Here is a 15,425-nt window from a genome sequence, read left to right on the forward strand (position 1 = left end):
GGCGCCCCGCCTCCCCACCCCCCTTCGACAGGAGAGCCCGTTGAGATCCACCCCGGCTCCCGGCGCAGCGGTCGGCCGCGCGGCGGCCGCGCTGCTCCTCGCCCTGACCCCCCTGGCCGCCCCGGCCGCAGCGGCGGCGGACACGGCGGGCGACGAGCCCCCGCCGCCCCTCCCCCAGGTCTTCGAGTTCAAGGGCGAACGGCAGCCCTGCTCCGTCATGGGCACCGAGGTGGTCGAACAGGAACCCTGGACCCGCGCCTTCCTCGGCCTGGACCGGGCGCACCGGCTGAGCACGGGCTCCGGCACGGAGATCGCCGTCCTGGCCCCGGAACTCGACGCCGCGGGCCCGGCGCTGGAGGGCGCCGTGGAGGGCGGGGGCTCCCAGGACTGCCTGGGCCACGGGACGTTCCTGGCGGGGGTCGCGGGCGGCCGGGCAGTGGAGGACAGCGGGACCCTGGGGGTGGCGCCCGGCGTCTCCCTCAGATTCATCCCGGCGGGGGATCCCAACACCGGGGTGACCCCGCCCGGCCAGATCGCCTCCGGCATCACCGAGGCGACCGCCGCGGGCTCCGACGTCATCCTCGTGGGCACGGCGGCCTGGGAGAACAGCACCGCCCTGGACGACGCCGTGGCGGCCGCGACGGAGGCGGGCTCCCTGGTGGTGGCCCCGGCGACGGTGAACACGGTGCGCGGCCCGATGGCCGGGCACCCGTCCCAGCACCCCGACGCGCTGAGCGTGGCGGCCCACGACCCCGAGGGGCTGCCCGTGGTGGCCGCACCGGTGCTGCGGGCCGACGGCGAACTGGTGCGGGTCGACCTCCTGGCTCCGGGCGACCTGACCGTGGGACCGGGGCCCGGCGGCGGGCACGTGATCGGCTCGGGACCGGGGGTCGCGGCGGCCTTCGCGGCGGGGACGGCGTCCCTGCTCGCCGCCCGCGAACCGGAGCTCACCCCGGGCGAGCTGCGGCAGCGGCTCATCTCGACCGCCTACTCCTCCCCGTCGGGCTCGGGCGACCCGGTGGGCGGGGGCGGCCGGGTCGACCCCGTCGCGGCGCTGACCACCGGGCCCGCGGGTGAATCGGCCCTGTCCGCGGGCGGACGGTTCGTCCCCGACCCCTCGCCCCTGGGCTCACTGGACGCCCTCCCGACCTGGGCGGTGGTGGGCGGTGCCGGGCTCCTGATCGTGATGTGCGTGCTGGCCGCCGCCGTCGTACGCAACGGCCGCGCCCGCGACTGGCGCCCCGCCACCCCGGGCGAACCGGTCCCCTGACCCCGCCCCGTGGCCGCCCCCGTGCCCTTTCAACGCTGTAACGGGTGACGGCGGACCTGCCGGGGCCGAGCCACAACCGGGGGCACACCATCTCCTCCGACCCCAGGGGGCGGGGCGGCCGCCCCCACGGCCCCGGCCACACGGGGGTGAAGGCCGCGGATACCTACGGGCTCCGGTCCCCGGGGGTCGTCCGCCCGACCGGGAACCCCGGCCACAGCCGGAAGGCGAACCGCCTCCTGCACCGCAGGGGGCGGTTCGTGCTCCGGCCGTGGCCAACGGCCCCGCCCCGGGAGCACCCGGGGCGGGGCCGCGCCCACGCTCAGGCGTCCTCTTCCTCCACCAGGGCCAGCTGCACCTCCACCGGGTCCCGGCGGGAGATCCACAGGGCCCTCCCCGGCGGCATCCTGCGGGCCCGGATGCTGCCGAACAGCATCCCCTCCGACGGCGGCGAGGACAGCATGATGCTGGGCGTGTTCAGGTCGATCAGCGACCGGATGAACGGCTCGCCGCTCGCCCGGCCGAACCCGCCCGCCGCGTGCACCAGGATGACGTGCATGCCGATCTCCGCCCCCTGCGCCAGCATGGGCGCCAGCGGGGCCATGGGGCTGGATCCGCTGCCCGCCACCAGCTCGAAGTCGTCCACGATGACGAACAGCTCCGGCCCGTTCCACCAGTCGCGGAGCCGGATGCGGTCGGGCGTGATCTCGGGCCCGGGCATGCGCACCTGCATCGCCTGCGCGGCGGCCTGCATCATCTCCCGCACGCTGTCGCCCGTCACCGCGTACCCCAGCTGCATCTCCTTGGGGACGGCGTCGTAGAGCCTGCGCCTCTGGTCGCCCAGGACGACCCGGGCCTCCGAGGGCCCGTAGTGGCTCCGGATCGCGTTGGTGATGTGCCGGACGAGGTTGGTCTTGCCCGACTCGGTGTCGCCCACCACCAGCAGGTGGGGCGTGGCCCCGAAGTCGTGCCAGAAGGGCTGCATGCGCCGGCTCTCCAAGCCCAGCGGCACCCGCAGGACGCCGCCGGTCCCCTCCAGGTCGGAGCCGGGCAGCTCGGCGGCCCGGAGCACGGCGGGCAGGGTGCGCACGGGCGGGGCGACCGGGCCGTCCCAGGCGTCCTTCACCCTGGTGACCAGCTCGCCCATGCCCGCGGCCACCGTCACCGCCTCCGGGATCCCGTCGGCGCGGGGCAGGCCGGTCAGGAAGTGGTGCTTGTCGTCGGTGATGCCGCGGCCCGGGATGCGGGGCACGGTCTGGGCGGCGCGCATGTGGACGAGCGAGTCGACCGGGTCTCCCAGCCGCAGCTCGAAGCGGCTGCCCATGAGGTCGCGGACGCTGGTGTTGAAGTCCGCCCACCGGGGCGAGGCCACCATGACGTGGATGCCGTAGTTGAGGCCGCGCTGCACCAGCTGGACGATCGAGGCGACCAGGTCCATGTTGTCCTGCCGGATGGTTCCCCAGCCGTCCACGATCAGGAACACGTCGCCGTGCCGCTCGTCCGCGAACTCGCCCGCCGCGCGCCGGGCCCGGTAGGTGGCCATGGAGTCGATCCCCTGCTCCGCGAAGAGCGTCTCGCGGTGGGTGAGGATCTCGTGCATCTCCATGACGGTCCGCACGATGCGCCGCTCGTCGGTGCGCGCGGCGACGCTGCCCATGTGGGGCAGGCCCTTGAGCGCCTGGAGCAGGCCGCCGCCGCAGTCGATGCCGTAGAACTGCACCTGGGCGGGGGTGTTGCGCAGCGCCAGCCCCAGGATGAACGACGCCAGCAGTGTGCTCTTGCCGCTCTGGGGCCCGCCCGCGATGCCGATGTGGCCGCCCGCGCCGGTGAGGTCGGCGACCAGGGGCTTGCGCTGGTGCTCGAAGGGCCGGTCCACGACTCCGACGGCGATCCGCAGCGAGCCCCGGTCGTCCCAGAGCACCCCGCCCTCGGGGATGGCGCTCCCGGTCATGAGGTGCAGCTCGTCCAGCAGCGGCGGCACGCCCAGCGGGGGCAGCCACACCTCGCGGGCGGCGGGCCCGTGCCCCGACAGGCGGTCCAGGGCGACCTCCAGCAGGGGGGTCTGCGCGTCCTGCGGCTGCTCCTCCACGACCTGTTCGGCGACGGTCTCCGACATCCGGACGGGCGCGTCCGTGAACAGGACCGTGTCGGCCTCCGCCGCGCCGCTGACGCGGACGGCGCGCGGGCTCACCCGGTAGGCCCCCGACACGTAGGCGGCCTTGAAGCGGGTCAGCGTCTCGGTGTCGGTCTTGAGGAACCCGTTGCCCGGCGCCGACGGCAGCCGGTGCGCGTCGGGCACCCCCAGCACGCCCCGGCTCTCGATCGCGGAGAACGTCCGCAGCGCGATCCGGTAGGAGAGGTGGCTCTCCAGCTGGTGCATCCGCCCCTCGTCCAGCCGCTGGGACGCCAGCAGCAGGTGGACGCCCAGGCTCCGCCCGAGCCGGCCGATCATCACGAACAGGTCCATGAAGTCCCGGTGCGCGGCCAGCAGCTCGCTGAACTCGTCCACCACCACGAACAGGGTCGGCAGCGGCTCCATGGACGGGTCGGACTCGCGCGCCCGCTCGTACTCGTGCACCGAGCTGTAGCCGCCCGACGCCCGCAGGTGCTCCTGGCGGCGGACCAGCTCGCCGTGCAGCGCGTCCTGCATGCGCTCCACCAGGATCGCCTCGTCGGCCAGGTTCGTGATCAGCGCCGAGGTGTGCCGCAGCCCGTCCAGGCCGATGAAGGTCGCGCCGCCCTTGAAGTCCACGAGGATGAAGTTGAGCGTCTCGGGGGTGTGCGTGAGCGCCAGCCCGAGCACGAGGGTGCGCAGCAGCTCGCTCTTGCCCGAGCCGGTGGCGCCGATCAGCATGCCGTGCGGGCCCATGCCGCCCAGCGCCGACTCCTTCAGGTCCAGTTCCAGGGGCGCCCCCTCCGAGGTCATGCCGATGGGGACCCGCAGCCGGTTCTTGGGGTGCAGCTCCCCCCACATCCGCTCCGGGTCGTGGGACCGCAGGTCCCGGATGCCCAGCAGCGTGGTCAGCTCGAAGTCGGTCGTCAGCGGCTCCGTCACCTCCACGGCGGCGCCGCTGGCCCGGTAGGGGGCGAGCAGCCGCGCCAGGGAGCCGGCGCGGGACAGGCTGAGGGAGTCGGGGCGGCCGAGGTCCTCCTCGGTGTCCCGGCCGGTGTTGTCGCTGCCCAGCATGACCAGCCGGGCGGGCTCCACCCGCAGCGCGAGGGTGTAGGGGTCGTCCTCGGGCGGCATGGGGTCGGCGACGTCCACGACCACGGCGTTGCGGTACCCGCCGCCGAGCAGCCGGGAGCCGGGCGGGATGCTCCCGCCGTCCACGACCACGACCACGAAGGGCTCCTCTCGCCCGGGGGTCGCGGCGGGGTCGAAGCGGGGCCGGTCGGCGAGCCCCTCCCCGAGGAGCTGTTCCAGCTCGATCGCGTCGGTGCAGAGCAGGCGGGCCGGCCCGGCGCCGTCGCGGACGGTGGGGTGCTGGTTGTGCGGCAGCCACTTCACCCAGGACCAGTTGGGCAGGGCCGCCGCCGAGGCGCACACGGCGATGCGCAGCTCATCGTGGGAGTGGAAGACGGCGAGCTGGCCCAGGAGCGCGCGGGTCAGCGCCCGGGAGGCGGCCAGGTCGCCGCGCATGGTCACCCGGGCGTAGCCGCGCAGGTAGACCTGCACGGGCTGGTCCTCGACCGTGCCGTAGGCGCGGATGAAGCGGCGCAGGGCGTGCGCGCTGAGGGGTTCGAGGTCCTCCACCGGCTTGGACGCGACCGGGGAGATCTTCATGGACAGCGCCTGCTCGCCGACCGCGACGCGGACCTCGCCGAAGTCCTCGTCGTCGGCCCGGCGCTCCCACAAGCGCGAGGTGCGGACGATGGACCACAGGGCGTCGGGGTCGGGGGCGCGCCAGAGCATGGCGTCGCGCTGCTCGGTGACGACCTGGCGCAGCCGGGTGCGCATCTGCCGCAGGTAGCGCAGGTAGTCCCGCCGGTCGTCGTTGAGCTTGGTGCGGCGCTCCAGGACCGCGCGCAGGTACTGCCCGCCGAGCATCAGGACGGCACCGGCCAGCATCATGCCGCCCGCGATGAAGGGCATCACGCTGTTGCCCATGCTCCCCGGCCGGATGAACATCATGAGCATCGCGAGTGAAGTGAACGCCATCGGCATGTACATGAAGACCGAGGACATGCTGGACTGCTGCTCGGTCAGCTCCGGCGGCTCCTGGAGGGTGATCTCCCCCGAGGGCAGGTCGGGGCCGGGGCGCCTCGGCGGGCGCCGTACGCGGATGGTGCTCACGGGGGTGGGTCCTCCTTGGTGGGGCCGGTCGGGGCCGCTCGCGGATGCCGGAACGAGGAGACCACGGCAGAGTGAGCGACAGGCCACGGGAAAAGCTACCGTTACGAAACAAGGTCACAAATTCGGATACATAAACCAACACAACACCAGAAACCGATATCTGAGTGTTAGTGTCTGTGCCGTTCCGTAGCCCCCCGTCGAACGGCCGCCGGATGTCCGATTCCTCCGCCGCCGACCCCTGCCGCCTCCTGATCCGCGCCCCCGGGCGCGCGTTCGAGATCGCGGCCCCGGTCGAGGTCCCCTTGTCCGAGATCATCCCCACCCTCGTGCTGTACGCCGAGGGCGACGACGGCGAGGACCTGGACGAGAGCGGCCTCGAACACGACGGATGGGTCCTCCAGCAGCTGGGCGACGAGCCCCTGGACGAGGACGAGACCCTGGCGTCCCTGGGCCTGTGCCACGGGGAGACCCTGTACCTGCGGCCCCGGCGCGAGCAGCTGCCCCCGGTCCACTTCGACGACATCGTCGACGGGGTCGCCACGGGCATGGCGGAGCGGCCCGACCGCTGGTCGCCCGCCCACACCCGCGTCCTGCTCCAGGTCATGGGGCTGGTGGTGCTGCTGATCGGGCTCGGCGTGCTCACCGCCGGGGGCCGGAACCTGTTCACCGTCCTGGGCGCGACCGCCTCGGCGCTCCTCATGCTGCTGTCGGCCTGGGCCGCCTCGCGCGCCATGGCCGACCTCTCCGCGTCCACCGGCCTGGCCGGGTGCGCCACCCTGGCCATGGGGCTGGCGGGGGCGCTGGTCCCCACCGGGGAGCCGGGGACGCTGTTCACGGGCGCGGTGCTCCTGACCGCCTCGGTGACGGCGGCGGGCGCCAGCGTGCTCGGGGTCGCCGCGGTGGCGGGCTCCATCCCCTTCTTCGCCGGGCTGTTCGTCGTCGAGGTGCTGGGCGCCGTCGCGGGGCTGCTCCTGATGTTCCTGCCGGGCACCTCCGTCCCGGACGCCGCCGCCCTGGTGGCGATGCTGGCGCTGTTCACCGGCACCTACGCCCCCCAGCTGGCCTTCCGGCTCTCCGGCCTGAAGCTCCCGGCGCTGCCGGCCAACCCCAAGCAGCTCCAGGAGGAGATCGACCCGCTCCCGGCCCGGCGGGTGCTGGACCGGACGCACCTGGCCGACCGGTTCCAGACCGCCCTGTACGCCTCCACCGGCGCCGTGATCACGGTGTGCGCGTGCGTCCTGGCCCTCACCCCGGGCTGGATCCCCAAGACGTTCGTGCTGATCCTGTGCCTGGTGATGCTGCTCCAGTCGCGCGGGCTCGGCAGCGCCTGGCAGCGCGCGCTGATGGTGGGCCCGCCCTGGGCCGCCCTGGGCGTGCTCGCCATCGCGCTGGCCTGGGGTGCGGAGCCCCTGGGCCGCCTCCTGGCCGTGCTGGGCCTGTTCGCGGCCACGACGATCCTCGCGGTGGTCTCGTGGAGCCTGCCGGGGCGGCGGGCCCTGCCGCACTGGGGGCGGGCCGCGGAGATCATCCAGCTGATCCTGTGCGTGGCCCTGGTGCCCCTGGTACTGGCGCAGTTCGGGGTGTTCGGCCTCCTGCGCGGGATCGGGGGCTGACGTGCAGTCACGACGCGACCGGGTGATGGCCCACAACTTCACCGTGGGCCGGCTGGGGACGGCGATGCTGGAGGCCGACCCCGACGCCGTCGACGCGCCCATGCGCCGCACGCGCACCGGCACCTACGTCGGCATGGCGATCGGGGCGCTGATCTGCATCGGCTTCCTGGTCTTCGGCCTGATCTTCCCCGGCGGGGCCACCTCCTGGCGCCAGGAGGGGCGGATCGTCATCGACCGCGACGGCGGGGCCACGTACCTGTACTCGGGCGGTGTGCTGCGCCCCGTCGCCAACCTGGCGTCGGCCAGGCTGGCCGTGGGCGAGGGCGCCGCCACCTCCCTCGTCTCCCAGCGGTCCCTGGAGGGGGAGACGATGGGCGGCCCGGTGGGCATCGCCGGGGCGCCCGACGGGCTCCCCGAGGCGGGCACCCGGGGCACCTGGCGCCTGTGCGCCGTGGCGCCCGTCGGCGAGGAGGACGCGCCGCGCGGCAGGACCGCCCTGGTGGTCGGCGAGGCGCCCGACCCCTGGGTCGTCGGGTCCGGCGACGGCGTCCTCGTCTCCGGCCCGGACGGCACCCCGTACCTGCTGTGGCAGGGCACCCGGCTGCGCATGGACGAGGAGGCCGGGGGCGTGCAGGCCCTCGGCTACGGGACGACCCCCGCGCTGCCGGTGGACTCCGCCTTCCTCAACACGGTCCCCGAGGGCCCGGACCTGGTCGCCCCCGAGGTGGCCGGGGCCGGGGAGGAGGGCCGCGAGCTGGCGGGCTCCACCCGGTCGGTGGGCCAGGTGTTCGCGGTCTCCGCGCCCGGCCAGGAGGACCAGCACTACCTGCTCACCCGGGACGGGCTGGCCCCCCTGACGCTCACCCAGGCGCTGCTGCTGCTCGGCGACACCGCGGTCTCCGGCCCCGCCTACGGCGACGCCTCCCCCGAGCCCGTGCCGCTCGCGTCGGCCGAGGTGCACGCCAATCTCGCCGCCGACCCCGCCACCCCGGCCGCGGCCCAGGGCCTGCCCCCCGTCCCGCCCACCGCGCTGGAGGTGGGCGCCGGGGTGCCCTGCCTGCGCTGGGAGGCGGACGGGTCGATGGCCATGACCATGGACGCGCCCTCCGGCATCCGGGCGTGGCCGGTCCAGGAGCGCCCGTTCGTGGAACCCGGGTGCCCCACCCCCGCCCTCGTCGGCATCCCCGCCGGGCAGGGCGGCGTGGTCCGCGCGCGGCCCGTGGCGGGCACCGACGCGGCCCCGACCTACTACGTGGTGACGGACGCCGCGGCCAAGTACCCGGTCGCCGACACCGCCGCGCTGACGGCCCTGGGCTACACGGAGGACGAGGCGGTACCGCTGCCGACGTCGCTGCTCCGGGTCCTGCCCACCGGGCCGCTGCTGAGCCAGGAGGCCGCCTCGCTCCCCTTGGCGTCCTCCCCCCGAGGCGGGGGCACCACCTGCCCCTAGCGCCCAACACCAGAGGAGATGCACATGTCGAGAACGCGGAGTACCGATGAGGCCAACCGGCTCGCCCAGGAGGCGATGCAGGAGGCCTACACGCAGTGCAACAACATCTACCAGAACGTCGACGACACCCGCGACGGCCTGCGCGGGTCCTGGCAGGGCGCGGCCTCCAACCGCTACAGCGAGGCGCTGGTGGGCTGGCTGGAGGAGCTGCGGCTCATCACCAACGACATGAACCAGATGATCGGCACCTTCGGCGGCACGGTGCAGGCCATGAACGCCACCGAGGACCAGGCCATCCTGACCGGCTCCCGGTGGATGGACGACCTGAACCCGAACCAGTCGGGCTGACCCCGGGCGGCGGTCCCCGGAGCCCCCTCCACGCACCCCTACGACGGCAAGGCGGAACCCATGAACGGATTCGACGTCAGCTACGGCCATGTCGACGACGCGACGATGCGTCTGGGCCAGCAGACCGAAGCGGTCGCACGGCAGATCGAGGAACTCGACGCCAAGATGCAGAAGCTCCTGGCCGACCTCGAAGGTGAGACCAAGGAGAACTACGAGGCGAAGGTGAAGTCCTGGCGGCTCAACGTCGCCGACATGCGCACCCTGCTGGGCAAGGCCCAGAACGCCCTGAACGACATCCGCAACAACTACTCCGGCACGGACCGCCGCGAGGCCATGAACTGGGCCTCCCTCCTCTGATCCGCCCGGAAGCCGAACCGGTCCGGGCGGCGCGCGCGATCGCGCCGCCCGGCCTCCCGGGGCCGGACCCGACCGTCCACGGGTCCGGCCCGCACCTCCCCTAGTTCGGATGACGCCCCCGTACGGGCGGCAAGGAGACCGAGAACGTGTCCGAATCGCTGTACGACTTTCGCGCCGCCCTCTCCGGTGAGCCGGAGACGCCCGTCGAGGGCGAGGAGGAGCAGGCCGAACTCCTCACCACCCTGTCCTCCCAGCAGACCGGGTCCGGTTCGGGGACGGGCGGGGCTCCGCTCAGCCTGAACCTGGCCACCGGCCTGCTCATGATGACCAACCGGTCGGGCACGGTCGAGGTGGACACGGCGGACCAGAGCGTGGTGATCGACCCCGAGTCCTCCTCCGTCGTGGAGCGGAACGGGGACCTCGTGCTGGGCGCCACCGCGGAGGCGTCGCCGCTCATGGCCGGCCGCCTCGTGGAGGGCCAGCGGCTCGAACCGATGACCCAGGGCGTCCCCGCCTCCATGGAGGGGACCACCGAGGGCGCGGTCACCGAACCGCTGTCCGCACCGCTGGAGGAACCGGTGCACGTGGTGTCCGTCCGTGCGCCCGAGCAGTCGGACCTGGTGGAGGCGACGCCCGCTCTGGAGGCGGAGCCGGTGTCCGCGGGCCTGCCCATGGTCGAGCAGGCCCGCCTGGAGCCCGTCATGGCGGGCATCCCCGCGGTCGAGGCCGAGCCGGTGTCCGCCCCCGTCGAAGCCGTCCCCATCAGCGCCCCCGGGGACGACGGCTCCGGGGACGGGGCCTCTGGGGACGGGGCCTCCGACGCCGTCGGCCCGGTGGTCACCGTGGACCCCGAGACCGGTGAGACCGTCATCCTCGCCGAGGACCTGCGGATCACGGTCGGCCCCGAGGACGGCGCGGTCAGGATCGAGCCGTCGGACGAGAACGTCCCGCTGGGTCCCGACTCCCCTCCGGTCACCGTGGAGGCCGGCGGCCTCGTCATGACGATCGACCCGGCGACGGGGACCCTCGCGGTCGACCCGGTCAAGGGCGAGTTCGCGGACGTCACCGTCGAGATCGGCGACCTGCGCATCGTCATGGACGGCGAGACCGGCGAGGTCTCGGTCGACCCCGGCGACGGCACCGTCTCGGTCGACCCGGAGACCGGCCTGGTCACCATCGAGCCGGTGGGAGAGGACGAGGGCGAAGACGACGCGGAGGACGGGGGCTCCGAGGACGGCGACGAGGACCGCCCCGCCGGGGACGGCGGGGACGGCGAGGGCTCCGAGGAGGAGCACGGCGGCCGCCCCGGCGGCGACGAGGAGGGCGTCACCGACGAGGACGACCACGAGCCCGGCGGCGACCGGGACCGTCCCGGCGGCGAGGACCGGCCCGGGAGTGAGGAGGGGCACGAGGGCGTGCACGGCCGCCCCGGCCAGGACCCCGGCACCTCGGGCGGGGCGCCCGGCTCGGTCACCCCCGTGGGCTCGCACCCCGGCGGGGACCACGGCGAGGACGACGGGGAAGGCGTCCCCGACCACATCGACCCCGAGGGCATGTACGGACCCGCCCCGGAAACCCCCGTCGCCGACGACACCCCCGTCCTGGTCGGCGGTCCCACGCCCGGCGAACAGTCCGGTGACCGGACCGGGGGGTACGGGTCCACGGACCCGGGATCCGACCCGGAGGGGGACTCCGGCGAGAACCCGGAGAGTGTCCCCGACCCGATCGTCACCGAGGGCATGTACGGGCCCGCTCCGGACACCCCCGCCGGGACCGGGGACGAACCGGTCGTGGTGGGCGAGCGCATCCCCCGGGAGGAGATCACCGGGGAGCACGCCTCCGACCCGGCGACGCTCGACCCCACCGAGAGCACCGGGTTCGTCACCGAGGTCCCGGGCGGGGAGGACGACTCCACGACGGGCGGGGAGACCTCCGGTCCCGGAACGGAGACCACGGAAGGGCTCTCCCACCTCGACCCGGACAGCATCCCGGACCCGATCGGGGGCGAGGGCCTGTACGGGCCGGCTCCGGACCCGACCCCCCAGCCGTCCGGCGGCGTGACCGGCACCGGTTCCGAGGACGAGGAAGAGGAGCCGGAGGAGGACGAGGAGGAGGAACCGGAGGAGGACGAGGAGGAGGACGAGGACGGAGAGGACGGCGAAGGAGAGGGAGAGGACGAAGAGGAGGACGGCGAGGACGAGGAAGAAGAGGAGGACGAGGACGGAGAGGACGGCGAGGGCTCCGGCGGGAGCGGTGACGGCGAGGGCACCGGGGGCAACGGCGACGGCCCCAAGGAGGGCCAGGGCACCAAGATCGACGTCGACCGCCTGCGGACCTTCCAGACGGAGTACGTGGGCGGGCTCGACACCGCCCTGAACGCGCACGATGACAACTACTCCGTCTACGGCGGCAGCGGCACCGAGGGCCAGACCACCGGCGTCACCCTCCTCGGCAACCCGTCCGGGCTCGCCAGCGCGGGCCTCCTCGCCGGCAGCATCGACCAGTCCATAGGCAACCTCTTCAGGATCATCAAGGACATCCGCAAGGAGCTCGACGACATCAGCGACCGCCTCGAGGTCAACATCATCGAGTTCGAGCAGCTGGAAGAGGACCAGGAGCTCAACGCGAGCCAGGTGGTCTACCTGATCGGAAGCCCGCCCGGCGCGACCGGCAGCGGCGGCACCACCACCACGACCCCCTGACAGCGCCGCCGAGACCCGCCGAGACCCCGAGGAGGTCGGAGGAAGAGTGCCCGCACTGCACGAGATCATGAACATCGTCGCCGACGCCGAGGACGGGGGGAACCACCCCCCGATGCCGAGCGTGGACACGATCATCGGCAGCGGTGTCAACTGGGTGGACCACGGCCGGTACCACTTCGCCAAGGACACCAAGCCGTTCGTCGGCTTCGAGTTCGACTACGGCGGCCACGAGATGAACCGCTGGTGGCGCATGCGCAAGCCCGGCTACCAGACCTACTCGACCGGCTACTACACGTACCAGATGCCCAACGGCTGGGACTACGCCGGCTACACGATGATCGAGGAGCTGTGGACCGGCCCCGAGTCGGCCGAGTCCAAGTTCCGCACGGCTCTGGCGAACCTCGCCGGCGTCATCCCCAACTCCATGCCCGGGACCGGTTCCACCACCTTCCACGGCCAGCCGGTCAAGGACCTCGTCACGCACCTGTCCGAGCTGAGCACCATGCTGGACACGCAGAGCGAGAAGATGCGCACGGCGTACAACGAGCTCGACGTGCCCGACGGGCCGATGACGGGTTCGGCGGCGTCCGCCTACGCGGCCCGGCTCTACGACTTCGCCCTGCGCCTGCGGGACCTGAGGCGCCAGGTCGACAACAACCACGAAGCGCTCAAGGACGTCATGGACCCGATCCGCCGCAAGGCGGTCGCGCTCCAGGACGCGGTGACGAAGGCGCTGAACAACCCGCACAGCGGCATGCGGCGGATCCTGGACGACTGGTACTTCAACGTGACCACCGGTCGCGAGCAGTGGAACAGCGCCCGCGGACAGTTCCAGATCCCCATCCACGCGGACCCGCCGGTCTACGGGATCGTCGGCGACGACATCACGGACAGCAACGTCAACAACGAGCTGAAGAACCGGTGGCGCGAGCAGTTCGAGGGCGTCTTCACGGCCGCGTCCGAGCTGTACAACAAGATGGAGGAGATGTACAAGAGGGCGCACACCGACCTCAACATCATCGAGGACCCCAAGGGCGGCCTGCCGCTGAGCATGATCCCCGACATCAACGACACCGACAACCCGTACGACGACATGTTCGGCGACGGCAACGGTGAGGGGGAGGGTCCCCCGGAGATCAAGATCGACTGGGGCGACGGCCCGCCCGGGGGCGAGGGTCCCGACATCCCCGACTGGATGGAGGAGCCGCCCCCCGGCTACGGGGGCCCGGACGACCTCAACTACGAGGGTCCCGGGGAGGGCCCGCCCGACTACGAGGGCGGCCCCGACAACGGCGGGAACTACGGCAGCGGAGGGCCGGGGCCCGAGACCGTCCGCCTGGAGGGGCCGCCCGACCCGGGCAGCGACTACCCCGGGGGCGACGGCACCGGCCCCGGCGGCGAGGTGCCGCCGGGCGGTGTGGTGCCCCCTCCCGGGAGCGTGGCACCCCCTCCCCCGCTGGGTCTCAACGGCCCGGGCGACGTCAACGGCCCCGTCGGCGTCAACGGTCCGAGCGACGTCAACGGCCCGGGGGGACCCGGCGGCACCGTCCCGCCGCCCCCCGGCCTGGGCACCGACTTCCCCCAGGGGGGCGGTCCCGTCCCGGGCGGCGTGATCCCGCCTCCCCCGCCGCTGGGCCTCAACGGCCCCGGTTCGGGCGGCGGCACCGGCCGCCGCAACGGCGGGGCGAACCTCCCGCCGCCCACCGGCCTGGCGGTGGACCCGGCGACGGGCCTGCCGATCGACCCGGACACCGGGCGGCCCTTCCCCGTCGACCCCGCGACGGGGCGGCCCTTCGACCCCGACACCGGCCTGCCCATCAACTTCGACCCGGAGACGGGCCGGGTCACACCGATCGACCCGGTCACCGGCGAGCCCGTGTCCCCGGACGGGGGCAGCCGCCTCGAACTCGACCCCGAGACCGGCCTGCCGATCGACCCGGACACCGGGCGGCCCTTCCCGGTCGATCCCGAGACCGGCCTGCCCTACAACCCCGACACCGGCCTGCCCATCGACTACGACCCGGAGACCGGGCAGGTCCACCCCGTGGACCCGGTCACCGGGGGGCCGGTGTCCCCCGACCCCGGACTGCCGATCACCTACGACCCCGAGACCGGCCTCCCCCTGCCGCTCGACCCCGTCACCGGCGAACCGGTCACCGGCGACGGCGGGACGCGGCTGGACATGGACCCGGCGACGGGGCTGCCCATCGACCCCGAGACGGGGAGGCCGTTCCCGGTCGACCCCGACACCGGGCTCCCCTACAACCCCGACACGGGGATGCCCATCGACTACGACCCGGTGACCGGCCTCCCGGCCCCCGTCGACCCCGTCACCGGGCAGCCGCTGCCGCCCGACTCCTTCACCCCGCCGCCGATCGACCCGGGCCTGGACACCAACTTCCCCGGCGGCGGGGAGGACGTCCCGATCAACCCCGTCACCGGGGAGCCCGCGGAGGTCGACCCGGTCACCGGGCTGCCCTACCCCGTCGACCCCGACACGGGCGAGGCGATCAAGGGCGGGTTCGAGGGACCGTCGGAGGAGGTGGAGTACCCGCCGCCGCGCTTCGAGAGCGGCGGGCCCGAGGGCCTCAACTACGGCGGCTACGGCAGCGGCAACGACTCCTCCGGCGGCGGGGGCGGGAACGGCTCCGACTCCTCGGACCGCACCCAGATGTTCGCCGCGCCCACCGGCGCGGGCGGGCCCCAGGTCCAGGCCGAGGGGGGCGGGGGTCCGGGCGCCGCGGGCGCGGGCGGCCCCGGAGGCGCCGCAGGTCAGCAGAACATGAACGGGATGGGCTCGCCGATGATGCCGCCCATGATGCCGCCGATGGGCGGTATGGGCGGTGGCGGCGGTGCCGAGAACCGCGACCGCAACCGGACCACCTGGCTCTCCGAGGACGAGAAGGTCTGGGGGACCGACAAGAACCGGCAGCGGGCCACGCTCGGACGGCCCGTGCCCGGACAGCAGAAGAAGGGGGCCCAGCGCCATGAGCTCATCGATGCGGGAGCAGATGGAGGCCGAACTGGAACGGCTTCACACGACGATGAGGGAACTCTCGGACGCAAGCGCAAGCCTGGAGTCGGCAACCGAAGAGGCCGTGGCCAAGAACAGGCTGGTGGCCGCGACGGTGGACGGGACGGGTCGTCTGACTGAGCTGAAGTTCCACACCGAGGGGTACCGGACCATGGCCCCGGCGGAGCTGTCCGCGGCGATCGTCGAGGTCGTCGGCCGCGCGCAGAAGCAGATGGCGGACCGCGTCGCACAGGCCTACGAGGCCTTCATGCCCGAGGGCATCGACACGCAGGCGGCGATGCGGGGCGACCTCGACCCCGAGGAGACGCTGCGCCGCATGGGCGTCTCCCTGGACGACCTCGGGTGAGGGCCCGGCGCCGC

At 73.7% G+C, this 15,425-nt stretch carries 9 protein-coding genes; 8 read left to right on the top strand and 1 reads right to left on the bottom strand.

Annotation, left to right across the window (positions count from 1 at the left end):
• Window positions 1-40: 40 nt before the first annotated feature.
• On the top strand, window positions 41-1,270 hold the full coding sequence (locus ACFVNO_RS23985; RefSeq protein WP_378895860.1) for a S8 family serine peptidase: 1,230 nt from the start codon (window positions 41-43) through the stop codon (window positions 1,268-1,270).
• A gap of 319 nt (window positions 1,271-1,589) precedes the next feature.
• Here the strand turns inward: ACFVNO_RS23985 and eccCa are convergent, their stop codons facing one another.
• Window positions 1,590-5,561 (bottom strand): type VII secretion protein EccCa, encoded by a 3,972-nt coding sequence (gene eccCa, locus ACFVNO_RS23990; protein ID WP_378895862.1) that lies wholly within the window; start codon window positions 5,559-5,561, stop codon window positions 1,590-1,592.
• 212 nt (window positions 5,562-5,773) lie between these two features.
• On the opposite strand from eccCa, the gene eccD reads away from it, so the two are divergent.
• The 7 genes from eccD (at window position 5,774) to ACFVNO_RS24025 (ending at window position 15,411) form a co-directional block, all read left to right on the top strand.
• The gene (eccD, locus tag ACFVNO_RS23995; protein ID WP_220562002.1) at window positions 5,774-7,174 is read left to right on the top strand and encodes a type VII secretion integral membrane protein EccD; all 1,401 of its coding nucleotides are present in this window, start codon (window positions 5,774-5,776) and stop codon (window positions 7,172-7,174) included.
• Window position 7,175: 1 nt separating this feature from the next.
• Window positions 7,176-8,624 carry a type VII secretion protein EccB gene (eccB, locus tag ACFVNO_RS24000; RefSeq protein WP_355264915.1) on the top strand — a complete coding sequence of 483 codons (1,449 nt, stop codon included), beginning with the start codon at window positions 7,176-7,178 and terminating at the stop codon, window positions 8,622-8,624.
• A gap of 24 nt (window positions 8,625-8,648) precedes the next feature.
• Window positions 8,649-8,972, top strand: coding sequence for a WXG100 family type VII secretion target (locus ACFVNO_RS24005; protein WP_220562004.1), 324 nt, complete (start codon window positions 8,649-8,651; stop codon window positions 8,970-8,972).
• A 60-nt stretch (window positions 8,973-9,032) separates the two neighbouring features.
• Entirely contained in the window at window positions 9,033-9,329 is a 297-nt protein-coding gene (locus ACFVNO_RS24010) for a WXG100 family type VII secretion target (protein WP_220562005.1), read from the top strand.
• Between the two features lie 146 nt (window positions 9,330-9,475).
• Window positions 9,476-12,031: a hypothetical protein gene (locus tag ACFVNO_RS24015; protein ID WP_378895866.1), complete on the top strand. Its 2,556-nt coding sequence runs from the start codon at window positions 9,476-9,478 to the stop codon at window positions 12,029-12,031.
• 46 nt (window positions 12,032-12,077) lie between these two features.
• Window positions 12,078-15,185 (top strand): hypothetical protein, encoded by a 3,108-nt coding sequence (locus ACFVNO_RS24020; RefSeq protein WP_378895868.1) that lies wholly within the window; start codon window positions 12,078-12,080, stop codon window positions 15,183-15,185.
• A complete protein-coding gene (locus ACFVNO_RS24025) occupies window positions 15,130-15,411 on the top strand; it encodes a YbaB/EbfC family nucleoid-associated protein (protein ID WP_355264925.1) in 282 nt (93 codons plus the stop codon). The genes ACFVNO_RS24020 and ACFVNO_RS24025 overlap by 56 nt, the downstream gene beginning before the upstream one ends.
• The last annotated feature ends 14 nt before the right edge of the window (window positions 15,412-15,425 follow it).

The sequence above is a fragment of the Nocardiopsis sp. NPDC057823 genome (assembly GCF_042797335.1).
Classification (GTDB): Bacteria; Actinomycetota; Actinomycetes; order Streptosporangiales; family Streptosporangiaceae; genus Nocardiopsis; species Nocardiopsis changdeensis.